At 42.9% G+C, this 25,891-nt stretch carries 29 protein-coding genes; 7 read left to right on the top strand and 22 right to left on the bottom strand.

Annotated features, from left to right (window positions below):
• From PHI74_04435 to PHI74_04415, 5 genes are all read right to left on the bottom strand, one after another.
• The coding region (locus PHI74_04435; protein ID MDD5485258.1) for a hypothetical protein at positions 1 to 922 on the bottom strand (922 nt) is incomplete at its 3' end.
• Entirely contained in the window at positions 919 to 2,064 is a 1,146-nt protein-coding gene (locus PHI74_04430) for an MMPL family transporter (GenBank protein MDD5485257.1), read from the bottom strand. The genes PHI74_04435 and PHI74_04430, both read right to left, overlap by 4 nt.
• A gap of 1 nt (position 2,065) precedes the next feature.
• Positions 2,066 to 3,310 (bottom strand): efflux RND transporter permease subunit, encoded by a 1,245-nt coding sequence (locus tag PHI74_04425; protein MDD5485256.1) that lies wholly within the window; start codon positions 3,308 to 3,310, stop codon positions 2,066 to 2,068.
• Positions 3,279 to 3,509 carry a hypothetical protein gene (locus tag PHI74_04420; GenBank protein ID MDD5485255.1) on the bottom strand — a complete coding sequence of 77 codons (231 nt, stop codon included), beginning with the start codon at positions 3,507 to 3,509 and terminating at the stop codon, positions 3,279 to 3,281. The genes PHI74_04425 and PHI74_04420 overlap by 32 nt, the downstream gene beginning before the upstream one ends.
• 31 nt (positions 3,510 to 3,540) lie before the next feature.
• On the bottom strand, positions 3,541 to 4,356 hold the full coding sequence (locus tag PHI74_04415) for a helix-turn-helix domain-containing protein (protein MDD5485254.1): 816 nt from the start codon (positions 4,354 to 4,356) through the stop codon (positions 3,541 to 3,543).
• Positions 4,357 to 4,663: 307 nt separating this feature from the next.
• On the opposite strand from PHI74_04415, the gene PHI74_04410 reads away from it, so the two are divergent.
• Entirely contained in the window at positions 4,664 to 4,792 is a 129-nt protein-coding gene (locus PHI74_04410) for a hypothetical protein (GenBank protein ID MDD5485253.1), read from the top strand.
• A gap of 41 nt (positions 4,793 to 4,833) precedes the next feature.
• Here the strand turns inward: PHI74_04410 and PHI74_04405 are convergent, their stop codons facing one another.
• Both PHI74_04405 and PHI74_04400 read right to left on the bottom strand, forming a co-directional pair.
• The gene (locus PHI74_04405; protein MDD5485252.1) at positions 4,834 to 5,538 is read right to left on the bottom strand and encodes a nucleotidyltransferase domain-containing protein; all 705 of its coding nucleotides are present in this window, start codon (positions 5,536 to 5,538) and stop codon (positions 4,834 to 4,836) included.
• A gap of 1 nt (position 5,539) precedes the next feature.
• Positions 5,540 to 5,842 (bottom strand): divalent-cation tolerance protein CutA, encoded by a 303-nt coding sequence (locus PHI74_04400; protein MDD5485251.1) that lies wholly within the window; start codon positions 5,840 to 5,842, stop codon positions 5,540 to 5,542.
• A gap of 42 nt (positions 5,843 to 5,884) precedes the next feature.
• On the opposite strand from PHI74_04400, the gene PHI74_04395 reads away from it, so the two are divergent.
• Positions 5,885 to 7,138 carry a site-2 protease family protein gene (locus PHI74_04395; protein ID MDD5485250.1) on the top strand — a complete coding sequence of 418 codons (1,254 nt, stop codon included), beginning with the start codon at positions 5,885 to 5,887 and terminating at the stop codon, positions 7,136 to 7,138.
• A gap of 307 nt (positions 7,139 to 7,445) precedes the next feature.
• Here the strand turns inward: PHI74_04395 and ribB are convergent, their stop codons facing one another.
• The 10 genes from ribB to twy1 form a co-directional block, all read right to left on the bottom strand.
• Positions 7,446 to 8,174 (bottom strand): 3,4-dihydroxy-2-butanone-4-phosphate synthase, encoded by a 729-nt coding sequence (ribB, locus tag PHI74_04390; GenBank protein MDD5485249.1) that lies wholly within the window; start codon positions 8,172 to 8,174, stop codon positions 7,446 to 7,448.
• A complete protein-coding gene (locus PHI74_04385) occupies positions 8,171 to 8,827 on the bottom strand; it encodes a winged helix-turn-helix domain-containing protein/riboflavin kinase (GenBank protein MDD5485248.1) in 657 nt (218 codons plus the stop codon). The genes ribB and PHI74_04385 overlap by 4 nt, the downstream gene beginning before the upstream one ends.
• Positions 8,828 to 8,876: 49 nt before the next feature.
• On the bottom strand, positions 8,877 to 9,539 hold the full coding sequence (locus tag PHI74_04380) for an endonuclease V (GenBank protein ID MDD5485247.1): 663 nt from the start codon (positions 9,537 to 9,539) through the stop codon (positions 8,877 to 8,879).
• Positions 9,536 to 9,859: a metalloregulator ArsR/SmtB family transcription factor gene (locus PHI74_04375; protein MDD5485246.1), complete on the bottom strand. Its 324-nt coding sequence runs from the start codon at positions 9,857 to 9,859 to the stop codon at positions 9,536 to 9,538. The genes PHI74_04380 and PHI74_04375 overlap by 4 nt, the downstream gene beginning before the upstream one ends.
• Before the next feature lie 63 nt (positions 9,860 to 9,922).
• Positions 9,923 to 10,108, bottom strand: coding sequence for a hypothetical protein (locus tag PHI74_04370; protein MDD5485245.1), 186 nt, complete (start codon positions 10,106 to 10,108; stop codon positions 9,923 to 9,925).
• A gap of 39 nt (positions 10,109 to 10,147) precedes the next feature.
• Entirely contained in the window at positions 10,148 to 10,309 is a 162-nt protein-coding gene (locus PHI74_04365; protein ID MDD5485244.1) for a hypothetical protein, read from the bottom strand.
• A 25-nt stretch (positions 10,310 to 10,334) separates the two neighbouring features.
• Entirely contained in the window at positions 10,335 to 11,399 is a 1,065-nt protein-coding gene (locus PHI74_04360) for a permease (GenBank protein MDD5485243.1), read from the bottom strand.
• A gap of 77 nt (positions 11,400 to 11,476) precedes the next feature.
• Positions 11,477 to 12,169 (bottom strand): glycosyltransferase family 2 protein, encoded by a 693-nt coding sequence (locus PHI74_04355; protein MDD5485242.1) that lies wholly within the window; start codon positions 12,167 to 12,169, stop codon positions 11,477 to 11,479.
• Positions 12,166 to 13,710 carry an O-phosphoserine--tRNA ligase gene (gene sepS / locus PHI74_04350; protein ID MDD5485241.1) on the bottom strand — a complete coding sequence of 515 codons (1,545 nt, stop codon included), beginning with the start codon at positions 13,708 to 13,710 and terminating at the stop codon, positions 12,166 to 12,168. Before sepS ends, PHI74_04355 begins: the two co-directional genes overlap by 4 nt.
• Positions 13,711 to 13,911: 201 nt before the next feature.
• Positions 13,912 to 14,841: a 4-demethylwyosine synthase TYW1 gene (twy1, locus tag PHI74_04345; protein MDD5485240.1), complete on the bottom strand. Its 930-nt coding sequence runs from the start codon at positions 14,839 to 14,841 to the stop codon at positions 13,912 to 13,914.
• A 360-nt stretch (positions 14,842 to 15,201) separates the two neighbouring features.
• Between twy1 and PHI74_04340 the strand changes: the two genes are divergently transcribed.
• The 4 genes from PHI74_04340 to PHI74_04325 all read left to right on the top strand — a co-directional run bounded on the left by PHI74_04340 (position 15,202) and on the right by PHI74_04325 (position 20,155).
• Positions 15,202 to 15,990, top strand: a complete 789-nt coding sequence (locus PHI74_04340; GenBank protein MDD5485239.1) for a hypothetical protein — start codon at positions 15,202 to 15,204, stop codon at positions 15,988 to 15,990.
• Between the two features lie 124 nt (positions 15,991 to 16,114).
• Complete coding sequence (locus PHI74_04335; GenBank protein MDD5485238.1) at positions 16,115 to 19,051, top strand: glycosyltransferase family 39 protein; 2,937 nt, start codon at positions 16,115 to 16,117, stop codon at positions 19,049 to 19,051.
• Between the two features lie 20 nt (positions 19,052 to 19,071).
• Positions 19,072 to 19,434, top strand: coding sequence for a hypothetical protein (locus PHI74_04330; GenBank protein MDD5485237.1), 363 nt, complete (start codon positions 19,072 to 19,074; stop codon positions 19,432 to 19,434).
• 1 nt (position 19,435) lies between these two features.
• A complete protein-coding gene (locus PHI74_04325; GenBank protein MDD5485236.1) occupies positions 19,436 to 20,155 on the top strand; it encodes a glycosyltransferase family 2 protein in 720 nt (239 codons plus the stop codon).
• Positions 20,156 to 20,358: 203 nt separating this feature from the next.
• Here the strand turns inward: PHI74_04325 and argS are convergent, their stop codons facing one another.
• The 4 genes from argS to pyrH all read right to left on the bottom strand — a co-directional run bounded on the left by argS (position 20,359) and on the right by pyrH (position 24,738).
• Complete coding sequence (argS, locus tag PHI74_04320) at positions 20,359 to 22,065, bottom strand: arginine--tRNA ligase (GenBank protein MDD5485235.1); 1,707 nt, start codon at positions 22,063 to 22,065, stop codon at positions 20,359 to 20,361.
• Entirely contained in the window at positions 22,065 to 23,165 is a 1,101-nt protein-coding gene (gene prf1, locus PHI74_04315; protein MDD5485234.1) for a peptide chain release factor aRF-1, read from the bottom strand. The genes argS and prf1 overlap by 1 nt, the downstream gene beginning before the upstream one ends.
• A 147-nt stretch (positions 23,166 to 23,312) precedes the next feature.
• On the bottom strand, positions 23,313 to 23,651 hold the full coding sequence (locus tag PHI74_04310) for a PadR family transcriptional regulator (GenBank protein MDD5485233.1): 339 nt from the start codon (positions 23,649 to 23,651) through the stop codon (positions 23,313 to 23,315).
• A 397-nt stretch (positions 23,652 to 24,048) separates the two neighbouring features.
• Positions 24,049 to 24,738 carry a UMP kinase gene (gene pyrH / locus PHI74_04305; GenBank protein ID MDD5485232.1) on the bottom strand — a complete coding sequence of 230 codons (690 nt, stop codon included), beginning with the start codon at positions 24,736 to 24,738 and terminating at the stop codon, positions 24,049 to 24,051.
• Between the two features lie 320 nt (positions 24,739 to 25,058).
• Between pyrH and PHI74_04300 the strand changes: the two genes are divergently transcribed.
• On the top strand, positions 25,059 to 25,505 hold the full coding sequence (locus PHI74_04300; protein ID MDD5485231.1) for a hypothetical protein: 447 nt from the start codon (positions 25,059 to 25,061) through the stop codon (positions 25,503 to 25,505).
• On the opposite strand, the gene PHI74_04295 is transcribed toward PHI74_04300, so the two are convergent.
• Positions 25,497 to 25,889: a Zn-ribbon domain-containing protein gene (locus PHI74_04295; protein MDD5485230.1), complete on the bottom strand. Its 393-nt coding sequence runs from the start codon at positions 25,887 to 25,889 to the stop codon at positions 25,497 to 25,499. The two genes, PHI74_04300 and PHI74_04295, sit on opposite strands and share 9 nt — an antisense overlap.
• Positions 25,890 to 25,891 lie beyond the last annotated feature (2 nt).

The raw sequence follows: 25,891 nt of genomic DNA, 5'->3' as shown, positions 1-25,891 counted from the left end.
TGGCCTGTAATCCCACCATGACATCTTCAACCCCTTCTCCTATATTTTTTAGTTTAAAGGTGGCTGTCACACTCTTTCCAGGCTCAATGCTACTACTGAACGAGCTATTTGATAACACAAAATCGGAGATATCTACCTCCGGTATGCCCTTAACGTCCACTCCTGTCGAAATGGTGTCCGTTCTCTTCACATGATACTTATCCTCATATGTTGTCAAGAGCGATAACTCGTGGACCCCAGTAGACGCTCTGCTGTCCACGTATATCTCATAGGTAATTGTTTTCTCCTCATTAGATTCCCATTTCCCAACATACTTCTCAGTGGGCCCTATAGTCGAGATCGCCTCACTGGCCTGTAATCCCACCATGACATCTTCAACCCCTTCTCCTATATTTTTTAGTTTAAAGGTGGCTGTCACACTCTTTCCAGGCTCAATGCTACTACTGAACGAGCTATTTGATAACACAAAATCGGATTCTTCAGATACTGATAGAAGTATCCTCTCGTTAATAATTCCAGTCTGACTCATTAAGATACCTGACACATTCAGATAGTAAGTATAGCTTACACTTACCCTCACTTCATAAAGCCCAGAGTTGTGCGCTTTTAGCCTAAAAGTCGCAGTCCCTGATCCTGGACTGAGATCCCCTATATGAACCACGTCTCCAGATGATACGGTATTTGTCTCTGTTATAACATCCAGGTCAGAATTATACTCAGCTATCGACACGGAGATACCTTGTGCTGGCCCTGTTCCAACATTCATAATATCTATGCTCAGGCCAAACTCGCTTCCCGGTCTAAGTGTCTCTGGGATGGTGTGATGGCTGACCGTGAGAATAGGGGCTGTTTGCCCATTCACAGACACCATCATACTCAAAAACACCAAAGCTACTACAACCAAACAAATCTTCTTATTCATTTCTTTTTTCCTCCTTTCTGTAATCTTTCCTTAACCTCGGAGAGTGCATCTGTCTCTCCTAACACCAAAAATGCAGGGACTGCTGTAATCGCCGCAAGCATGCAAGCAACAACTCCGATGGTCATCATCGTTCCCATTTCCCCCATCATCGTTAGCTTTCCAAGCAACAACGCTCTAAACCCGATTGCAGCTGCCAATACCGTCGTGCCCATCGGAATGAAGACCGCACCAAGGGCCTTGGCAATAGCCTTTTCTGCGCTCATTTTTTCCAATTCGCGCCTGAACCTCACGGTGACCTGAATTCCGAAGTCGATTCCCAGCCCCATTACCATCGATAGTACTCCTGTCGTCGCTGTTCCAAACCCCATGCCTGCTATGTTAAGTATTCCAACGGTCCATGCTATACCAAAGACGATGGTTACCAGTGGAATAAGTCCATATTTGATCGATGCACAAAAGATAAGTAAGACGAGGATTATGCCAATGAAACAGTACGTTGAAGTTATTGCCATAGTCGGTGCAACGAGATTGATCATTTCAACCATCATCACCGGGTCACCAGAAAGTTTTACCGATAGCCCTTGGGGTTTAGGAGCCTTGATGGCGTCTTCCAGCTCAGCCACTATCTCCTCTTCACCCACATTCTCTTGCAGTTCGATCCTCACTAAAGACATAGCATAATCATCACTGATGTACTGACTTATCAACGGATTATCTGCTGACAGACTTTTTGACTCATCTAATGATTTTGGTATGCGCCCATCGTTTGATTCTTTTAAGATATCTGCTACACTCGTAGCATCGATTACCCCCTCGATTAGTTTAGCCCTCTTCGAGAGTGTATCAGCATAATCCAACGCTCTTGGATCTAGGACATGCCTTATCTCATCTGAGTTTGCATATTGCGGATTGACCTCTAGGACGACCAAACACGTATCAGTGCTGCCGACAAACTGATCACTGATAAAATTGAAGGTATCGATAACCTCCATACCCTCTGGAAGCATGTCTTCATAGGCCATACCAACCTGCTCGGCAGAAGGCACTGATAGGGCGAAAATGGTAAACAAGACGACGAAAGCCAAGATTAACAGTGGGTGATGTGCTACGAACTCCGCGTATTTTTCGATTATACTGGCCATTTCAAACCCTCTTGTTAATTTCCCCCAATTTTCTCCTACCAGGGAATGCATGTGCATTCGAACTCCGTCTACTCTCGATATTTTCCTCTAGGAGCACCACGCACGGATTAAAAATTATAGCTGAGATCAAAATGCAAAATATGGCCAAGGCAAGTGTTACGCCGAGATGCTGAATCATAGGCATAGATGCCATCGTCAAAGCCATGAATCCCACTATCGTTGTGGCCGCTGAACTTGTTACTGCCGTACCAATCCCAGGAACTGCAACTCGCAGAGATTCCAGCTGCGTCCTACCAGCGCTTCTTTCTTCCTGGTATCTCGATACAAAGAATACCCCATATTCCACTCCGAGACCGAGCGCAAGCGGCCCCATTGATATTGTCACCACTGATAGGGGAATATTTAGCCAGCCCATTAGCCCAAAGGCCCAAATGAGACCAAAAGGCAAGGGGACAAATACTAAGAAACCCTTTGTGATGGAACGCTGTAGCACGAACAACAGGAGCAATATTATGATTGCAGCGATGGAAGTAGTGTAGATCACGTCTTCCTGCAGCACTGTGAGTAGCTGGTCTTGAATTGGAGCGTTCCCGGTGATGCTGTATTTAACTCCAGCAGGCTTTGGGACAGAGTCAATGTTCATCTGCATCATGCTTGTGACTTCTTTAACATCCTCTTCGCCTCCCCCTAATGTCGTTGAGGCATAGATCAGTGTCGCTGAGTAGTCTCTGTTGAAAAATTGGCTAGACTGTGGAACATAGGATAGGGTATTTTTTACCCCATCTAAAGTGTTCGGGATGCCCATTTGAAAAAGAGATGCGACGGACTGAACGCTTTCGATGGAGGTTTCTTCGCTAAGTTGCTCCTGAAGTGCAGCAACGGATTCTATAACGCGAGGATCTCTGATGTCGCTTGGCGGGTTTTTGGTGTCCGTCGATGGATCCAATCGAACCGCAATTATGATCATATCTTCTCCGCTGAACTTGCTGCTTATCCTCTTCTGTAGCACGATACTTGGCATATCCTCTGGCATTTCCTCGGATAGGTCCGTTTGCATTTGGATTTGTGTTGCACCAAAGGCAAAAAATGCAGTCAGTATCAGGGTTACCATTATGATTGTTTTGTAATTTTTGAATTGAAAGTCCGCTAAATTGAACAGTAGTTTCCCTAAGCCAACTCTTGCAGATATTCCATTTATCAATCCTGCCAAGAGATCATGCAATCCTTGCACTGATAGAGCCTCCATGACTAGCGCCAATGATGAACACATCATGCATGTCTTTCATTTCTCCTGCAGTGCACAACTGGATATATCTTCGCTGACCTCGATTTACACCTCGGTCCGCTCTACTGCGTACATAGTAGAATAGATGGCAACGCATGCCCCCCAGTATTGCGTTTGTGCCCATTAATGACTGCCTTTTTTTAACATAAAACGGTACCATTGTACACCAACACTTCTGTTTTCAATTTTTATTACATTTGTGAAGGAGTCGATGCATCCCACTCCGTTTCAATAAGGTGCTTGAATATCGACACAAAACCCACTCCATTCGACCAAATTGCAGTCATCCCTTTCACCACACGTAACGAAACATCACCAAAAATGATGAGTAATACCTCAGAACCGTCAACTAGAAGAAGCCCACCTTTCAGGGGCATATGCAATCGCTCTGGCTGTATAGCATGAGTTCTGACCTCGACGCCAGAAATTTCCTTGACCACATCCATGAGTTCCTTTTCACTTGGGCCAACAACCCTGACCCTAACGCCTTTCTCGCGCTTTTTGGTTATGAGCGATTTGAAGTCCACAAAAAGAGGATAAACCTCTGCAATGTCTGGAAAAAACGGATGGGATGTCATAAATATAATATCCGTTCGTGCATTTTTGAACATCTCTACTACGCGGTCACTGATATTTTTGATTCCGCTGATCGTCCACACCGCCTCTTCACTAGATTCTACTTCCCCTGTTTTGTATATCTCTTCCAGAGAGTTGAGTGCATCCTCGCTCTTTATTATAAAATCTTCTTTGAGCTTTTCGATACATTTTTTTGGTGGTATGACCTTATATCTTATCGGTTTAGCTTGCTGAACGTCTATTATGCCTTTTTCTTTCAGTTTGTTAAGTACGTCATATACCGCTGACCTGGGGATGCCTGAAACCAAGTGTATCTCTGAGACAATTCCAGTTTTGATTCTTGTAAGAGCCACATAGGCTTTTGCCTCATATTCGGTGAGTCCAAGCTTTTTCAAGAATTCAATGGATTCTTTTTTGCTCATAAGTTGCATAACTAACACCTCAACCCTTATAAATGTTTTTATGTCATTACTAACAAAATTGTCTTTATAATCATACTATCTTGTCTTTATAATTATACTATCAATAAAGAGTCATGAATGCTATGCTGGAGCGCATAAAGTGTTATTACCAGAAGAGTGGACTCCAAAGTTGTATGATATGTGCAGCGTTTTTGTTCTTTCAGCTCTTTATGGGAGAGTCTTTCGGAGTTATTTTATTGGAGACAATAGCTTCTAGAGAACCGATTGTCGCACCAAGAGTTTGTGATATATGCGAAATCATCAAAAACAAAAAGTCATGGGAATTTTGGTGGAAAAAGGCAGTAAGAAAGAGTTGGCTAGTGCCATATCAAAAATCTTGACCAATTCAAATTTGGCTAAAACATTGGCTGAGAATGCCCAGAAATCGGTTGAGAAATATAGCTGAGTTCGGGTCGCAAAAGTTGAGGAGGTATATCGAGAGGTTTGCTAAGACCTTCTCGAGAAGACCCGCCGTCTGATAGCTGGATCTGTTGATGCTACCTCTTCAAGAGCTTTCTCAAAACTTTGATCCTCGTCTAGAATATACTCCAGATAAACTCCAGTTCTCCCGGAAATTGCCCTTCTCCTTAGAACCCTAATGCGTTCTTCAATGGTATCCTGACATACGCCGATGATTTTTGTAACATGCCCCAGAGATAATTCACTGAGAGGTGTTTCAACATGCCCTTCTGAAGTGGGCTCGATTAACATCAAACGTTTATCAAAGCCTGCTGACCTGGAGTCAATTTCTTCAAGTCCCAGATGGCCTCCGAATCGATAGAACTCTATCTCTTTCCTTTGAGGGGTGACGAGCGGAAACGTAACCGTTGTGTTTTCCTCTAACAGAAGGTGCGCCTTTGGCAAATGGCGAGGTGTTGCCTGCACGATCTTTCGCTGAAGTATGGCGTACGGGCTCAGTGCGAGTTCCATCCAAAATGATTGAGTAACCTGAGGAACGAATATGTCTATGTCGCTTGAGGCAGATACGTCTCCCCTCGCAACGCTGCCATGAACGATGCTTTTGATGTTTGCATCGTCCAGGGAGATTATCAAACTTTTCGCCCTATCCCTCAGTCGCTTTAAAAGGTCCCATCGTTTTTGATCGTAAAAGACCTCTTTACGACAACCCATTTCTGCCGGCTTTCTCCTCATCTTAACTTAACTCTTTTTTAATCCAAGCCAAATAGTCCTCAGAGCCATCGATTACAAACGAGATTATACACGGTATATCATAGCTGTGCAATTCTTTTACACGCCGTTCTACTATTTTGACTTTTTCAGCCGTCGTCTTTACTAGTAGCGCACCTTCTTCGTTTTCCTGCAAACCGTCCCAATGATAGATCGACGTTATCGGAAATATGTTTGCACAAGCAACCAACTTCTCCTCGACCAATGTTCTCCCAATAAATTTGGCTTCGCCCAAACTGCTTGTAGTTATATATATGACCGAGAACAATTTAAGTCACCAAAGTTACATAGTAAAGGCAAGGCAATATAAATGCATATTGATTTCTTATCACCATGGATCCTCATTCCAATAGTGCTCATAGGTTGGGGTGTATTGATTGCCCTTGACAAGAAGGGTTTACTACCGCAAAAATTCGAAGTTTCTGGTCCAATGTTGCTTTGGCGTACTGACCGTGGGAAGGACGGCATAGCGCATATAGCACACAGGTTCAGACCTTTTTGGAAAAAAATGGGAACCCTATGCATTGTAGTCTCAACGATGACGATGATTTTCACATCCATATACATAATTGCAACAGCGATCTTGTTAATCAAATATCCACAAACCATATCTACTGGCGTTACTGCAAGAGAGACCATACTATTCCCAGGTTTAGCGCTCCCAATTACATACGGATTTGCCGCCCTGATCATTGCCATAATAGTTCACGAGTTTTCACATGGAATATTTTCAGTGACAGAGGACATGAAAATAAAATCGCTTGGAATTGCCATACTTGCCATCCTACCTGCAGCATTTGTAGAACCCGATGAAGAAGACATCAAGAAAGCAACATCAAAATCAAGGATGAAGATGTTCTCGGCTGGACCGGCGGCAAACATCCTGGTTTTCATTATATCTCTCTTGGTGTTCACTTATGTGTTATTACCCTTCTTCGCGCCAAATGTAGAAGGGGTGGGCATAGTAGATATCGTTGAAGGATATGCTGTCCAAGAGGCTGGCATGTCAAAAGGAGAGATAATCACTCACGTCGGTGGGACTAGGGTGAAATATGTGGGAGACCTTCAGGAAGAAATACTGAAACATAAGCCTGGCGATGAGGTTGTGATAAAAACAGACAGAAACGTATATTCACTACATCTAAAAAGCGATGATCTAAAAACATATCCATACGACCAGAGCAGGGTAGTCTTAGGAGTTAGCCTTTTTCCTGTCACCGAAGGCTATGATGCCTTAAAGGACCCCGTAGGATTTATCCTTCCCCAGGTAGGAGTCATGTTGACGCCAATACTGGGCTCTGGTTTCTACGGAGCAGATCTGGCTCACCCAAGATGCATGCTCATGATACTGCAACTCGTATTTTGGACTGGACTTCTTAATTTCTGGTTGGGCGCTCTAAATCTGTTACCGGCAAAGCCATTTGATGGAGGCAGATTGATGGAAGAATATGTAAGAGCTTTAGACAAAAAGAACGTAGAACTGATTTCAAATGCCATCAGTGCATTGTTCATTTCCTTGTACGTTGGCTCATTTCTAGCAATCGTCCTGCATGGCGGATTCTAATGAATTTGACGTCCAAGGCTGATTTTTGGGGGGGGCATACTGCTCGGACTCACCACTGATAAAGCAGGTTATATCTACATAACCTCAGAATATGCAGTGGATAGTGTTTGAGCACCAATATCGGGGGTAAATGCTGGATAAATTCCTAGAAAATTCTGGCGGGCGCGTTTGCATCGATTGTCTTCAGGATACAGCAAACCAGTGCATTGATAATATAGAATAGATGTGAGATAGTTATAGTGTGGGAAATTGCAAAACTTTCGAGAGTTGATGGATGCGATTCCAATTTTAGAGGACAGCTCATTATTTACATCAGATGTCTGTCCCCTGTGAGGGGTTTCATTGATGAACGATCCTCTAAAAAGCGTCCATATGCTTCTACAATCTCGACCCCTTCAAGGAAAACAAGACCGTTATTCTTTGCATATAATTTCGCATCCTTTTTTGAAAGCGCCTTGCCGGTGTTCTCGTCCAGCATCTCGCACAGGACCATTGCTGGCGTGATATTCGCCAACCCTGCAAGAGCGACCGATAGTTCGGTCTGACCTTTTCTCTCGCTAAGTAGATTACCGGCTGCCCTCAACAGAGGTACATGCCCAGGTGAGCGGAATTCCTTGCCAAAATCAACTGTTTCACCATTTAAGGAGCGTTGAACTACCTTACTGATTTCTTTGATAGTTAAGGCCCTATCGATATCGGTGATTCCCGTGAAGGTTTTCCTATGATTGACCCAAAGCGAGAAGGAAGAGCTTATATCATAGGGTATATCACCTGGCTTCTCAACCACTTCAGAAATCTCAAAGCCACTGGCATGCCTTAATATATCAGACATAAAGGGCAATCCAAGCCTCTGTGCTGCCATCGGATGTATTGCTATGCATATCAGCCCGCCTGCATCTTTGCGCATGGTAGCAACGTGCTTTGGAGTCATAGCATGTGCTGGCATTACCATATCGGTCTCACCCTCTCGACAGTCAGAATCGTATAGTAACACCATACCCCCATGCCTTAGGGATTCGATTGCCTTAGACATCATAGCAGGACCTTCAAACTAAGCTGATCACCATTCTTTAATCCCAATACATTCCTCAGATTTTTTGAGGAGGTGACTTCTAACAAGTCATTTGGATAATGCGATCTATCCGGAATGATGACAGCGCCTTTTATCTTGCCAATGAGGACATGGAAGCATTTACCTCCACCGAACGTTCTACTTTCAGAGGGGAAACCATGTATCGGGATGCCACTACTTTCGTCCAGTCTTTTCCTGAGAACGGTGCTCTTGTCGGTTAACATAAGATTCAAAGTGCCTGGATACGGCGTGAATCCGAGTTTGCTTTCAAACTGGTTTTTATATCCCTCCAGCGACATATAGTATTGGCCTTCTCCGAGACCTGTGACCACCTTTCCATGAAGTTCAATTTCCTTATCGGCGGGTTCAAAAATCTTTTGATATTCGTAATATTCACTTCTCAATACATCTTTGCCGCTCTGGGTTATCAGGATTCGTTGTCCTTCTGGAACGAAGACCCTGGAGATCAACCCCTCTTTCTCAAGAGCCTGTAGTCGACGAGATGCGGTTTGGGGGCTGGACGAGATTTGCTGAGCGAAGTCAGAAGAGGATATCTGGATTTGTTCTCGAGCGGCGCCTAGTAATGCCAATTTTTTGAGTGCATTGATATGAGCCATAATAAATCCTCAATTTTGACTTGCATATCAATATTGATATGGATGGGCTTTAAAGCTTACGCTTTATATCCCCCACATACTTATGCGCAACTCGTATCGGCTCTGGAAGTTTATGCCCGCGCAAGCAATGTCGAACTATATCAATCGTAGAAATCAGAGAGACCTTGTGCCCTGGAGCTATGATGATCGGATTGCAACCTTTTTTGGATAGGAGGGATGCACCAACATATTGGTCATGCAATAGTATTGGACTGTGCTCACCTATGTTTATTGGCTTCTCGACAATACCGCACAACAACTTCTTTGCAACACCTATTGTTGCCATGTCTAGAGCTACGCCAATGTGCGTCGCCAGTCCAGCTGACCTAGGATGATTGATGCCACATCCATCGACCATTAGTAAGTCGGGCCTTGTCTTCAAAGAGCGAAAAGCACTGATGATTGCAGGACCTTCCCTGAACGAAAGAAAAGAGGGAATATAAGGGAATTCAACCTCTTTTATCGAATACGTTTTTTCGATAACATCCATGGTATCATAGTCCAGGATGACGATCCCAGAGATAATTTTGTCATCGAGAAATGCCTGATCAACTCCCGCTATTGTCTTTAAATCTCCAAACCTATCCTCCACCAATACACGGGATGCAACCATTAATTGTGCCTTGATAAGCGATCCAAAATCTTTTTCAGAGGGAAAGATATCTCTTTTCATTTCATATGCTCTAGGCTTTTCAACACCTTTTTTCCTTTATCAGTAAGATGATAGATCAAAAAGTTACCATCACGCTTTGAATTAATTAGATCAGCGCCTGTCAACTTTTTTAGGTGATACGAAAGTGCTGAGTGCTGATGCCCTGTTATTTCAACCAGAACACAAACACATAGGTCTTTGACCCCTAATGCCCTGAGAATGTGTAATCTGATCGGGTAAGATAGTATCTGAAGAATTGAAGTTACATCTCGGATATCTTCTTCTACTGATGCTTTTACTTTTTCCAAGGTCTCTGGAGATATGACATATTGGCGGATCATCGAAATAGGACCTCGTTTTTTTCAAATAATCCTCATTTAACACGCCTTTCGGACGTAATCAATTTATTTTTTGTATATAAGCAAAGCATGTATGCGTATGCTCCTGATCTGCGACCTCCAAGAAAGTAGTTTACTCACATTGTGACGAGCGCTTGAATCAGAATAATGCCATGTTACATTAATTCTTGCAAGACCTATGAGCTCCTCCACTTCTGCGTTGATGCCAAGTTCATCCAATATGTTCTTCATGTTCGCTTCCAATCTAACAACTAAAATCCTTTATTTAACTTACTCGCAGTCAAAACATTGCACTTTTTCGCCATCCTTGTTAGTCCAAAACTCCTTTCCGCACTCAGCACATTTTACTTTGCTCAGGGTCGATTTAGTTTCCATATACCTAGCCTGCTCTCGCATATAATGCATACATGCACATGGTTCGTTGTTTTTCATTTCATTTCGCCTGCTCCCCGGTAGTTTACATTCCAATCATGTACCCAAATGCTATTCCTGACATTAGGGATATTGTTATCACTAACAAAATGTACAAAAACGCCCTCTTTGCGCCCATAATCCTACCAATGACTATCATGTTTGGCAAGCTCAGCGCAGGACCTGCCAACAGCAATGTCAGCGCAGGACCGCGCCCCATGCCGGAACTGAGCAACATTCCGACGATGGGTACCTCAGTCAGGGTTGCAAAGTACATGAGAGCTCCTGAAACTGATGCAATAGCGTTCGATGTTATTGAATTACCGCCAAGATAGGTTTGAATGATCCAGATCGGAATCAGGTCAACTATGATCCCTGCTACGAACACGCCCGCTAGTAGTAATGGAATTATCATCTTGACCAGGGTCCATGTTTCGCACATCCACTCCTTCTGCTCATCTTTCGTGAGCCATTTAGAGGACAGGACAATAGCGATTGCGATGACCGATATGAGAGTCGGAAACTTGATGCCCCATGAGATCTTGGAGGGGCCGATCACCAAGATTGCAATCAACATTACGAAAATCGATGGCAGTCTACAATTGGGTCTTTGATTATCTATTGGTTGACTGACTGTAGGTATTTGAACGTTCTCTAAAATTTTTTCCTTATTGCGCCTCTCAAACGCAAAAGCCATAACAAGACCGATAAGGATAGACAGCAATACCGCCGATAAAGCTCTTGCAACTCCAAGATCGTAGCCTATCACCTGTGCAGTGTAAACCACAGCAAGTATGTTAATCGCCGGGGTGGAATATAGGAATGCAGTTGCAGGCCCTATTCCTGCACCCCTTTTATAGATTCCAGCAAATAGTGGCAAAGCGGTGCAGCTGCATACTGCCAGAAGACATCCGCTAGTCGCAGCAATTGTATAGGATATGTACCGTTTAGTCCCGGCGCCCAGATATTTCAACAGCGATTCCTTGGACATCAGAGATGCGATCGCGCCTGCCAAGAAGAATGCCGGAACCAAGCACATTAATACATGAAAGGCAAGGTATTCTTTCAGCGAATCTACTCCAACCAAGAGCAAAGCTATTATATCTATCATATCACTCCAATAAAGTATTTAAAATTATATTGAAATACCTTGACTTAAAGATTGGGATTTAAAAATATTTTGAAATGCTACTTTTCGTGCAGATGCTTCAAACTCCAATAAACGTAACGCAAACCATGCAGGATCTGCCTGAACCTATGATGCGTGGAAAACTTGGATTCACCTATCCTCTCCCTAAAACCAACGGGGGTTTCCCCCACCCTCAGCCCACACTTCCAGATATTGTATAGTAGATCATATTCAATCTCAAATCCGTTTGCAATTAAATTGGGAAGAATTTTATCAGCCGCATTTCTAGTAAAAACCCAGCAGCCTGTCTGAATATCCGTCAACTTATATCCATACATCCATGAGGCAACAGTTGAAGTGAAACGATTTATGAATACTGAAAACCACCCAAGGAGCTCCCTCTGTCTGATTATGTCACGGCTACCCAACAAAACGTCAAAGTCATTCTCCTTGAGAGCTTTTAACATTCGCTTGACTTCCCTGGGGTCATTGCTATAATCAGCATCGATAATGCCAAGATGATCGTAATTAGTATTCAGGAATTCTTCCAGTGCTGTTCGAATAGCACATCCCTTGCCCTTGCCATATCTTTGGGTGATGAATTCCCAATTATACTTAAGCGCAACATCCTTCGTTTCATCCGTCGAATGCCCATCCACTACCAGAACGTCAAACTCAGCAGGAATCTCGTCTGCCAATGCTCTTAAAGCCTCTTCTTCATTTAGAGTGGGTAGCAATAAAAGCAAACTCATCTTTCGACCTTCACCGTAATAAAAACTGGACCCCTGATATCTATCTTCTTGTTTTGGCTCTGTATGTATCTGACTGCAACCGGGTCCACCATAAGATTGACATCAGAGTGCGACCTTGCCATTCTTGTTCGAACCTCATCGCATCCGTGCTCAATTTCATGCGCTGCTAATGCGGCAAATCCATCGATGAATCGAATGTTGGTCTTAACTCCCTTGTCGAGCAAATCCTCATATTTCTTCGTCTTGGGAACTCCGAAGATCGATCCATCATGGACCACAACCTCATTGAGAAAGGCTGGTCCGCAGAGCTTTGTGTTTTCCTCTGGTTCAACTATGTACAAAGTGACCTGCTCACCCCCAAGCTCGCCCTTCCAGGCATCAAACCTACAAGGGGATGGTTCATTTCCGTGCTTCTCACATGTCTTGACTATCGCCCTGGCAATTTCCTTCCCGACAGCGGTATCAGGCGTCTTATCGAGAGAGATCATCCCTGCAATTTGCTCGTCGCTAAGACGAAATTCAGCGTACATTTCTGGGAAATGAACCTCTCGTATATCAGAGATGTTCTCGGACAACATGATAATCCTGCCCAATCCGGGACCTGAGTTAAACACAGGATACTTGATGTCATAGTTGGCGAGAGAGACCGGCGAGTACATGCCAATCTCCGTAACTTCAACCCAACCCATTTCTGGATGTTTGACGAACACCTCATAGTTTGTTCCGGGCGCATAGTAAGCAGGGTTACTTGGCTTATGCCTAAATTTTACCTCATAGCCCATTCGACGGAAAAATTCCTCGGTGATGTACTTTCCGTCTTCTATGGTGAGATTTTCGCCCATGACCACCATGCTTAGGTTATAGTGCGCTCTCAGGTGTGTAGCATCCTCTTTTTGCTCTCTCCGAAAACGCCATCCGGCGGTGAACAACATCACCGGCAGATCTCTTTTGTCTTGAACCACCTGAAGCGTCGGAAACCAGGCCGTTGTGATGTGGGACAATAAGGTTAAGGAGGATGGCGTGGGCTTGATATCCTTTAGTTCCAAAAATATCTCGTTGATCAGATAATGCGCGTCCTCCGTTTTTATGCCTAGCCTAGTGACCAAAGCCTCGGTAAAATCCTCTCCACCTACGATATTCTCCCTCTTATAGTCCCTCAAGATACCTTGGAGCTCCTCAAATTTATCGAAGCCCTTGATCTTCTCTTGGATCAGTTTTTTCTTCACGTCGGATAAGCCAATGTCCGGTCTGGGAAGCGTTGCGAGATAATACAGACGATCCAATATTGCTGGTGCCTCAGGCCCGTACTGAAGCCGAACGTGTTGTTCTTCCCAGATTGGCTTGAGCACAACCTCATCAAAGCCCATGTCCAGAAGGATGTCTCTGGCCTTATCCGAATAGATCGTGATCAGATGCTTTTTACCCTTCCTCTTTGGAAACGTAAAGCTCCTTTCACCAATAACAAATCTTGCCGTTTCCGACCAAGTCTTCTCAAAATCCTTTTTGGCCCTCTCTTTGATGCTGCTTGGATCAAATTTCATGATGTTACATCCCAAACGAGGATATTGGTAGTGTATTCTATTATAAATTATCCATATGAGTCACTCTTTTATAGTAGAAATCACATATCAACATCTCAGGTGTTATTGATGGCAAAAAAAGAGGAACAGGGTGAAGAAAAAACAGAGGTAGAAAAGGCAGAGACGAAGGGTTCAGAGGGAATCGTTGCTAAGATAAAAAAATTATTCAGCAGAGGCAAGTGAGATCTTCTCGACATTACCTTTCTCAGATAGAAGCACAACCCTACTAGCCTTAGAATCATCAGCGATTGCGTAGCCGGAGGCATAAGCCAAATGCTTAGCGAAGTCTAAAACGCTAGCATAAGAGGGCATTGCACTTCTGGGAAGCCTCTGTCGTGAGAAGCCCAAGTGCATGTATGCCTTTATTTCTATGTAATCCGGCTCTGCCTTAGCTATCAGGCGCGCATATTTTTCCGGCTCTTTCAGGTTTAAGCCTTCTACGAGCGTGATTCTGACCACCGTCCTCGTATTTAAAGTGGATAAAAGCTCCAAGGATTCATTTATTTTTGGCCATCTGTCCTGGATGGGGTTGCAAATTCTGGCATAGGTTTCTCTGTCCGGCGCATTCAAGGAGACATATAGCTGCGTGGGCTCTACTTTGGCAAGCATTTCCGGATTCGTCCCGTTCGTCACGAGAAAGGTGCTCATTTTACGCCTGTGAAATTCGTCGATCAACTCTGCCAGAAAAGGGTATAAAGTCGGCTCGCCTACGAGAGATATTGCTGCATGCCGAGGATGTTTGGCTTCCTCAAGCTTACTGAGATTTGTCGTAGCTGAGCCGGCATAGCCTGAGATCAGCCTCATCTGCTCACCCATGCAGCCGTCCACAATGCTTTCAGGAGAGTCCCATTCGTGTTTCGGCAGGGTCATTTCTGTGGGACGCCAGCAGAAAAGGCAGCGATGATTGCACTCCAATGAAGGTGTCATCTGTAAGCACCTGTGAGAGGATATGCCGTAGAATTTCGACTTGTAACAAGCACCCTCATCCCTGAGAGATTTTTTAAGCCACAGGCAGGGCTTGACTGCGCTATGCTGACCTACCAAATGATGCCCTTGTTTACTAAGCAGATTTGCATAATTCTCTTGCTGCAATTAAATCTCCTTTTGGTCTTTAGCGCAGATTAGATATATCGATTTAACTCTAAGAAATAGTTTCGGTGCGCATATTAGGGATTATATTGGATATGCAATATATTTGAGAGTTGGCGGGTGGCGTAAAGGATAAGAACACTTAGATATATGCTAGTTTAAGCCATATAAATGAAAAAGATAAAAAGTCTTTTGGATAAATTTTTGATGTGAATAGACGAAACGAATAAATAGTTCAAATATAAAGCTCATTTTGGGAGTTTTGAGGATCATGTTATGATATAACGGATTAAGTGATTAGCAGTTACAATATAACAAAATATGACGAGTTTTATTTAATTTGTTAAAACCAAAGAGGCAAATATGGACATACATCGATCATGCAAAATAAAGGATTTAAATTGGGGATCTCTGCCAGAAATATATAGTAAATTTAAAAAGCTTAACCTAGATTTAGACTTACATAGTGCAGAAATTAATAGATTTCCTGATAGTATTACGTTCAATACACTCGATGATGCCTGTGAAAATGCAAAGAAATATGGAAGTCCCAAAAGTTATACTCTATTTTTTAGAGGTAGTGAATTATCATCACCAGCCTTAATGATAGGTAGGGTCAATCAGAATTTTTTATATGTTAAATTAAGTGATGTAGATAATGTTGATTTAATAGACCCTATTACTGACTTTTTAGGATTAGAACCTGATGAACCTGAAAGTCTGCCACCTGCTGCCCAAAGGACTGTTTTTATCGCACACAAGTTTGATAAGAAGGGGAATGAAATGTCGGATAAACTGGCCTATTTTTTAGGATTATTAAAATTTGAAGTTAAAACAGGTCGTAGTTATTTGCCCTCTTCAACATCTGAAAAAGTATTAGGACGCATAAAAAGTCAATCAGTAATTATTCTTATTAAAACAGTTGACGATGATGACACTTGTGATGATACTTGGCTAACACAAGAATCAATAATAAGTAAATTGCAAGGCAAACCATTGATAATTATTAAGGATACTAATGCCAAATTTAAGCCTGGCATATTATCAGACCACGAATACATATCTTTTACTTATCCCAATATAGAAATGTCTTTTATACCACTATTGGAAGGCTTAAGAGAATTAGGATATTTGTCATTTAAGAGAACATAATTATATTTTAGCACTCTCACATCATCTTTGGTACTATAATCTTTGAAATCCCATACACAATAACTTAACAGAAATCTCTAAAAAAAACATATTTATTTAGCATTGTACTTTAATTTGGATTTGAATGGAAAGAGACGAGCTCTTAAAGATTTCATTAATATTGGTGGCTTCGCTTATCGTCAGAGTTCTACTTTTTCCCGCCGAAGGCTATTACATAGACACCAACACGTTTACAGCCTGGCATATGGCAGCAGCAGAAGGACTGCGTACCTTCTATGACAGGATATGGTCGGACTATCCCCCTTTCAGCGTTTACATATTCTGGATATTTGGTAGCGTTGCCAAGCACTTTTCTCTTTTCAACACCAGCCATTTTGTTTATCTGTTAAAGCTGCCCTCAAACCTCTTCGACCTGGGCATCTCCCTTTTAATTTTCTTTTTTTTGCGTAAAAAAATTGGTTTTAATCATGCCGCTTTCATAATGGCGATCTATGCCTTCAACCCGGCAACCATTTACAACCTGGCCGTTTGGGGGCAGATGGACTCGATTTACACCTTTTTCATGATTTCCTCTTTACTACTTCTCATCTATGAAAAGCCGGAATTGTCAGCCGCCTCTCTCGCCATAGCCATGCTGACCAAACCCCAGAGCATTGCCATTCTGCCAGCCATAGCCCTCTTCATCCTCAAGAAATATGATGTAAAGAGGATAGTGACATCCCTTGCAGCTTCTGCTGCCTCGGTCTTTCTCGTCATCCTGCCCTTTAGGTGGGATAACCCCCTTGAATTCCTGATTAACATATATTCCACCGGCTATGGATACTATGCTTTCAACTCGGTAAGCGCCTACAATATCTGGGCATTCGCCGGTTTTTGGAAGCCAGACTCGATAGAGTTGTTGTTTCTAAGTTGCCATGTATGGGGCATCATCTTGTTTGGGGCGCTTGTGTTGTTCGTGCTTTATTGCCTGAACAAAAGAGATGACACGGAATCGCTGATCTTCTCCTCCTTCCTGCTCTCTTTCGGATTTTTTATGCTGATGACGAGGATGCATGAAAGATATATGTTCCCGGTATTCGCCCTTTTGGCGTTGATCATGAACCATGAAAAAATAAAGAAGATCTATGGCACCCTGGCTGCCACATACCTATTCAACTTGGCATATATTTTGAGTTTTATCAGCGGGGATAACTTCGTCCCTGATAATGATCTATCCTTAATGATTTTACCCCTGATAAATCTGGCAATACTCGTATACTCCCTGTACATCATGCATTCACCTCGTTTTCCTAAGAAAATAGAGTTGAAAGATGGAGGGCTCAATTTAAAAAAGCCTGACCTGAAAAAGTTGGTAGAGATGATTCCTGACAGAGAGGTCGTGAGTAAAATCAAGATTACAAGGCGGGACCTTGCAGTGATGTTCATCCTTACCATCACCTTTTTTTCCATCACAGTTTTCAACCTGGGGTCCACAGAAATGCCGGCAACAGAGTGGCACTCCATAAACGAAGCAGAGAGCTTTTACATAGACCTCGGATCTGTGCAAACCGTCGACAGGATTGCAATTTTAATCAAAGACGAGAATGCTACAAATGTGGATATTTACAGTGGAAGTCCGGATCACTGGAATTTTTCCATAAATTATGCGAGGTCTGGAGTCTACTATTTCTGGGATGATGTACCGATAAGCAGTTGTGACGCCCGGTACATCAGATTTGACTTTGAAGATTCTTCAGCAGATATCCTGGAAATAGCAGTATTCGGCAACAAAAAGAAACTCGAAATAAAGGATATAATTGACAGATATGGAAATGCTCAGTCAGATGGAAGGCAGTTAAAGAACCTGATAGATGAGCAGGTTTTAGTGGAAGAGCCTCTGACATATAAAGCAGGCACATATTTCGATGAGATATATTTTGTGAGAACTGCTTATGAGCATATAGAGCTCAAAGAGCCTTTTGAGTGGACCCATCCCCCGCTCAGTAAACTCATAATAGCTTGTGGAATCCTCTTATTTGGTTCCAATCCATTTGCTTGGAGGATACTGGAAGTGCTATTTGCCACGTCAGTAATCCCCATCATGTTCATGTTCGGCAAGAAAATTTCCGGTACTTCTCTCGGGGGATTTATAGCCGCATTTCTCATGACATTTGACTTCATGCATTTCGCAGAAACCAGACTAGCAACAGGAGATACTTTTATATTCTTTTTCTTGATCCTGATGTTCTACTTTTTCTTCGACTATTTCCAGGGAGCCTTTAAAAAGGGCTGGAAAGAGGCGGGTCTACCCTTATTTTTAAGCACCCTATTTTTTGGTCTTGCCTTCTCAACGAAGTGGTATGCAATGTACGGGTTTATGGGGATGGCTTTTCTGTTTGTCCTCCTAAAACTAAAAGAATTTGCATCGAGTGAAAAGAAGGATAATGTGCAAAAATACTTGTTTTACCCCCTACTAATCACCTGTTTTTCACTAGCGATTTCGATAGCCATCTACATGCTAACATACATACCCCACATGCTGGCAGGCCATAGTTTAGGGGATGTGATAAACCTCCAGTTTACCATGTACGGGTATCATTCGTCTCTCACTGCACCACACCCATTCGCCTCATCTTGGTGGAGCTGGCCCTTAATGCTCAAACCGATGTGGATTTATGGCAATAATTTAGATGGGATCGTTTCAACCATCGTTTTAATGGGGAATCCAGCCATATGGTGGGTCGGCATAATATTCTTAATTTTAACAGCCACAAAAATGGTGAGAGATGGAGACAAAACCTGTATGTTCATAGTAGTGCTGTTTCTTTTCCAATGGCTCCCATATGTCCCGATTTCAAGGGCGTTATTTATATATCACTTCTACGCAAATTTGCCTTTCATGGTACTTGCCATTACATATGGGATGAATAATTTGTGGAATGAGAAGACAAAATGGTTCGTCATCTTTTATTTGATGGTGACATTGATCCTATTTTTTATCTACTATCCCGTGATATCCGGATGCCCCATATCATATGAATATAAAGAAGGTCTTAGATTGTTAGAAAGTTGGATATTTTAAAGTAAAGAAGGTGCAACAAAATGAACGTAATTCTATTTATCTTATTTGCTGCCGTTACTGCTGCCTTTGGACAGTTAGGATTTAAGCTGGGAATGAATCAGGTCGGAGAAGTGAGCAAACTATCCCCAAGCGTTCTCTTGGAAATGGTCTTTAATCCCTATGTATTAATTGGTCTTGTTCTGTATGGAGCCAGCACAATTTCTTGGCTGGTAGCATTATCCAAAGAAAATCTGAATTTCGTCTATGCCTTCACAAGCCTGATACTGGTAATGGTTTTTCTTCTCTCCTTCGCGGTCTTAGGAGAGAGCGTTACGATATACAATACTCTTGGGTATTCCCTGATCATTTTGGGCTTGTTGATAATCTTTTTTTACCAGAGGTAAAATGAGAGTATCAGTCATATTCCCAGCTTATAACGAGGCAAATAAAATAGAAGTGGCAGTGGAGAGGACTAGGGGGATTCTCAATAAAAATAAAATAGATACGAGCTACGAGATCATTATAGCAGAGGATGGAAGCACCGACGGAACAGACAAAATTGCGAAGAGTTTGGCAGAAAGGTTTGAAGCTATAAAACACATACACAGCGATGTTCGACTGGGCCGGGGAGGGGCTTTAAAAAATGCATTTAAAAATGCAAGCGGTGAGATCATGGTTTACATGGATGTCGACTTGGCGACCGATATCGAACAATTGGATGAGTTGATAGGCAGCATAAGAGAGGGATACGATTTTGCTACTGGGTCCCGAATGCTGCAGGAGAGCGAGGCGAAAAGAACCTGGAAGAGGAGCATAGCAAGTAAAGGATATAATTTTTTGATAAGAACCCTTCTAAGATCCGAGATAAGAGATCACCAATGTGGATTTAAATCTTTTAAAAGAGGGCCCTTGTTTGATTTGCTGGACGAAATTAAAGATCAACACTGGTTTTGGGATACGGAACTGCTAGTTCGGGCGCAGAGAAAAGGCTACAGCATCAGGGAGTTTCCCGTGAACTGGGCCCATACCGGTGCGACCAAGGTGGATTTAATAAAAGATGTCATCGAAATGGGCTCTCAGGCTTTCAGGCTCTGGTGGGAGTTGGATGTTTTGAAGACCAAGTGACTGATAAAGTCAAGTCAAGTCAATAAATCATTTTAGATATCAAATCGGTTCCAAGGTCTAAGGAGGTTTATTTTATTGATAGAAGGCGAGACCGCCCATAGTACCCAGCAGTTGAATGCTATTTAATAACTTTCTTGCATTTCATATTGGTCGTGCAATATTTAAAGAAGGTATTTTTGAGGGTTAGACGACCGCAGCTCAGATCACATCGATTCCGGGGCTGTTATCCCCAACAAATTCAAGACATTAGCCAAAACGATTCTTGCACATTCCACGAGGGCTAATCTCGCTTTTCTCAGGTCATCCTCCGCCTTGAGCACCGGGACATGGAGATAGAACTGGTTGAACTTCTCAGCAAGCTCCCTGGCATAGATGGCAACGATGTTTGGCTTCAGATCATGTGCAGCAGAAGATACAATGCTGGGGAAGAGCGCCATCTTCTTGATCAGCTCTACCTCAGATGGCTCTTTGAGCAGGGAGGGATCGAAATCTTCCAAGCTGGCTTTGCTGAGAATGCTACACGCCCGGGCATGTGCATATTGAATGAAAGGAGCGCCCTGCTTCTCAAAATCAAGGGCCTCTTCCCACCTGAAAGTCATCATTTTTTCAGGAGCCACCTTAACGATGTCAAATCGGACCGCGCCCATCCCAACGGTGCCTGCTATCTTTCGTTTTTGATTTTCCGGTAGATCAGGCCTTCTTTTTTGGACCTCCATATAAGCCCTATCAAACGCCTCGTCCAGCAGATCATCGAGATCTACGACGATGCCAGCTCTAGTGGACATCCGACCTTCAGGCAATGAGACGAACGAGTAAAACACGATTTTAGGCTCCCTTTCGATTCCAAGTAGTTTAAGAGCTGTTTGTAACTGGGACATTGCCAATTTCTGGTCCTCACCAAGCACGTTTATAACGACATCGGCGTGATCAAATTTCCAGATATGGTATGCTATGTCTCGGGTGGTGTACAGCGTGATGCCGTCGGACCGCGTCAGTACGAAGTCCTTCTCAAGTCCAAATTCCCTTAGGTCAAGCGTTAATGCACCATCCCTTAGAGAGGCATATCTTGTCTTTTTCAGTTTCTCGAGGATTTTACCCACAGACCTGTCTCTCACAAATTGGGATTCCCACACAAATCGATCATAGTGAATATTGAGTCTCTCCAACGTTTGTCTTTGACCCAGCATGCAGCTTTCTACTACTTTCTTGAATCTCTGGATTGTCTCAGGGTCACCAGACTCGTACTTTGCCAGAATCCCGCCGATTTCTATATCTATTTCCGGATCTTCAGAGATGAGTTCGTTTGCCCTCCGATAGTACCTTACTATGTCATGATCTGACTTACCAAGTTCACGTGCTGGTGTTGGTAGAGTGCTCGGATCAATTTTATCGTATCCCCAAACGATAGTGGCTATTTGCCTGCCCATATCGTTTACGTAAAACTGTGTATCGACCTCGTAGCCCGCTCTCCTGAGAATCCTGGCGAGGGCGTCACCTATTATCGGATTCCTGCCCCTGCCAACATGGATGGGCCCGGTAGGATTGACAGAAGTATGCTCCAGGATGATTTTTTCATCCTTTTTGGGCAAAGAGCCATAGTTCTCGCCCTCTGTGGAGATTTTCTCGACGGTATCTTCCAAGAACACCCTATTGACATAAAAGTTGACGTAGGGTCCTATGACATCTGCTCTGTCAACATAGGACCTCTTTGGAATTTGAATTTTTTTAAAGATTTTTGTTGCGATAATTTGAGGAGATTCCTTATATTTTGAGGAGAGCTTGAAGGCCACAGAAGAGGCCATATCTGCATAGGCTGACGTCTCTAAGCACATATCTTCGGCCTCATATCCTGCCGCTTCAACCGCTTCCTGTAATAAAGATTTGACCCCATTTTTAAACTCTGGGAACATCAGATATCAGTCCTAAATCTCAGCAGAGCTGCCACGCCCCCAAATGCGTTCATCAGCTGCTCCCCTTCTTCGAAATCCGTTGAGATAAACTCTATGGAAGAGGCTTTCTGATCTGCCAATTGCGATAGTTCTGCCACAAGCTCTGCATTTAACTCTTCCGAGATCAATAGGGTATCAACTGCACCCAGTTTAACGTTTTTCCTGACAGAGTCCATTCCATATGCGGCCAATCCGTTATCCGTCACTATCTCCTTCATGAACCTATCCATGAGCTTCTTTTCCCGTATCAGATCCAGACCGGCAAGCACTTCATGCGATGCGTCCAATATTTCATACAAGCCGGATTCATCCGTATATGAAATGTCAAATACCCCAAGAATCTTTTGTTGTAGTTCATGGTGGAGATATTCCCCACCGATGAATTCCTCCTTTGTCGGACTTGGCCCACCTACAAGAATGCCATCCAAATCCTTGACCCCAAGAAATATCTCGCTTGCCTTATCACCGATCCTCTTATAAAATTCGTTTATCGATATCAATCTCAACCTTTCGAATCTGCGTGCAGATTGCCCGCCCCTGCTCTGTTTGCCGGGAACGTTAGATGTCATGTGTTTGATTGCTTCGATGTTTTTTCCACGAAGCACGCCAATAGTTGCCTCTCTCCTATCCAATACAAGCAAACCATAATTTTTCTTTTCCTCGAGCATTTCCTCTAGGGGTGTAAGTACGAACTCAGAACCGCATCTATACTGATAGGACATGATGGGTTCAGGTGGCTCCAGAACCAACGTCTCCATGGTGGTTTTATCTCCACCGAGAGAGATGTTTCCACAAAAAATGACCATTCCATTTTCCGGGGGTTTTTTAAAGTACTTAAGCCTGGCCATGATTGAGGACAATGCACTCTGGACATTGGTCCTAGTGGATTTGGATTTTATGTTCGCTGCCTGACCGTGTTCATCTCTTAGCTGCGCCACGACATCAGATATCTGCTTATCTGGCGGGATGTAGATTGTGACCAATTCTGTACCTTTTCCAATTTTTTTCCTCAGTTCATCTAATTTTTGTTTGAACTCGTATTTTTTACGCGTCTCTAACATTCAAACCTCTTGCATATGTTGTATTGATGCCATTAACTTAAGGGTTGTCTCAAGGAATGCCATAAGTAGTTAAAAGTGAGCCTGCTGTCACCAGGGCGAAATGCCAACCAAGAATCTAAATTAAAAAGGTCTGCATACCTATACTTATCAGAATTCATAAGTGATGTCTTGCATGATCTTGTAATCCTCAAAGATGTCTCCAAAGGCTTGGTAAAAATAGGCACATGCCCTTTTTAGGCCGATTTTACCCTCGATTGTGAGCCCATATGTGCGCTTTCTTCCGATTTGCTCAGATTGAATTAACCCTTTGCTCTCCAAATCGGTGAGGGTCGGGTATAAAGTTCCAGGATTGGGAGTATAGCCCTTCCTTTTAGCTATTTCTCCTGCCAGCTCTTGCCCATACATTTGTTTTTTGGATAACAACCAGAGGATCATGAAGGATAGCATGCCTCGCATATCACAACAAGCAGGCGGATCGTATATCATATAATTATTATTGGACATCCATTGCTTTTAAAGTTTCTGATTAAAAGAGACTTACTCCCTAAAGTCGATTTTGACCCTAAAATCTGGCTTTTCTCTTATTTAGGTCAAAGCTCACGAAAAATATCAAACATCAATTCAAAAATCAAGCAGCATCACATAATTCCCATAGAGTATATATGTACTGATGGCATAGTTCCATTCAAAAATATAATAGTGCGAGTCTTTTTCAACACAAATTAAAACATTATCAGCTGAGGAAAATCAAGTAAATTAAGAGTAGATAGCTATTAGATACAATGGGATACAAGTAGGATGACTTCTAATCTAACGAATCAGAACTTTCCTTTTCTGAATCTCTGTAGGTCTTATGTTACCCTCTATTGCCACCAAATTCTCACTACTTCTTAGAGGAGAGCCTTATATCAGTCCCAACATGTTCATTCTTGATAACAGCATTGACGATATTTTTCGGATCTGTACCGTTTAGCACGATCGTTGGAATCTTAGATCTCTCGATGATCTTTGCAGCAAGGGGATCGATCACTGACCCTGCCCCCGCCTTCATCTCTATATTCATCACAATATTGACCAACTGCTTTGGTGTGATCTTATCAAGCTTTTTGGCGCTTGGGTCTACTCTGGGGTCCTTAGTATAAACTCCGTCGACTGATGTTGCGTTAACGAGAAGGTTCGCTCCAATAAATTCAGCCAATATTGCTGCAGTAGCATCCGTTGTTTGACCTGGGGTGACGCCCCCCATCACCACTATCTTGCCAGATGATGCAGCACTCTCGGCTTCTTTGTAATCCATTGGGGGCGTTGGATATACGTCTCCTGATAGAGCGGAAATCAACAAACGTGCATTCAGTCTGGTTAGATCGATGCCTATAAGATCGCAAAATGCTTCATTCGCACCTAAATCCCTAGCAATGCGAATATATTCACGCGCGATAGCACCCCCTCCGACGACGATAAAAACCCTGTGTTGAGCTGCTATCTCCTTTATCGCCTCTGCATATTCCCTAAACCTTTTCGAGTCCAAGTTGGGCACAATTATTGAACCGCCTATTGATATTACCACTATCATGGATAGATTGTTACATGTATATGTATAAATAAATAACATAAGCACAGAATCAGGATATGCTGAGGGCTTTGTGGCGATGGTTATATACCATACATACCATAGTATCGCAAGATTTGTGGAAAAGAAGTAGTGAATTTTATAAGTGCCATGCCCATAAGTGTTATGCCCAAGGTACACGAAAAGCTTCAACGCCCGCCAAAAGCGCGACTGGATCTAAAATACCATCTCAGAAAAATACATATACCATGGCAAATATACCAAAGTAACAGAGGGGGTGGAGACGTCAATATATCATAGTATAGTACAGTAGAGGAAAAAAGTTGAGATTTAAATCAGCTTTCATGATTTGGATTGTATTGCTTTTAATTACGATGCCGATCGTGTCAGCTACAGATACCCAAAGATCCAATTATATTCACATCGAAAGTGTGACCATGACTTTTGAAGGGGATGATATGAATGTTACCGTTAGATACAAACTTGACCTATTCGCTAAGCTCTACATGCTGCTTTTCGGCACTAAAGTCGTAGAGCCGAAGTTAGAGGGCATCTTTGCTGAATTTGAAAGTGTCGAGATAAAAAATGTATCGCAGGATGGTGCTGAGATATTTGCCGTTGATGTGCTGATCCAAGAGGATGAAACTTATCACATACGCCAACATAAACTGGGACAAGAGGTAGGTAGACTCTTTATAGTATTCCCAGACAATCACACCATTACTTTTGAGGATGTAAATACGGTGCCATCCATAACTTACTCATATTGATCGCTTCTTAGGCTTTTTAACGCTTTTACCAAAAATGGATGGCAAGTGAACTACATAGGTCCCATTTTCTTTAAGCGCCATGATGATTTCTTTTCGATCGAGCAGGGTTTTGATATTAAGTTCGTAGGAGCCGGGACCAAGTATCTTTATGCTTTCAATCCTTTTGATGGGCTCAGGGCTTGGGATGTCCTCTGTGGGCACTTCAGACTTTTCACCAACCTCTACCTTACTTATCAGCTCATCTATCGTAGATGCCTTTGGCAAGGCTTGCTCTTCGCCCATCACGTAGAGAAATTTATTCCACCCACAACTTGGACAGCCGCTTAGAATCTCCTGTGATCCGTCCCTGAACAATTGCCCACACCTGGTACATTTATGTGGCATTT

Source organism: Methanocellales archaeon, assembly GCA_028715985.1.
Lineage (GTDB): Archaea > Halobacteriota > UBA148 > UBA148 > UBA148 > UBA148.
This window is presented reverse-complemented; position numbering and strand designations above follow the sequence as displayed.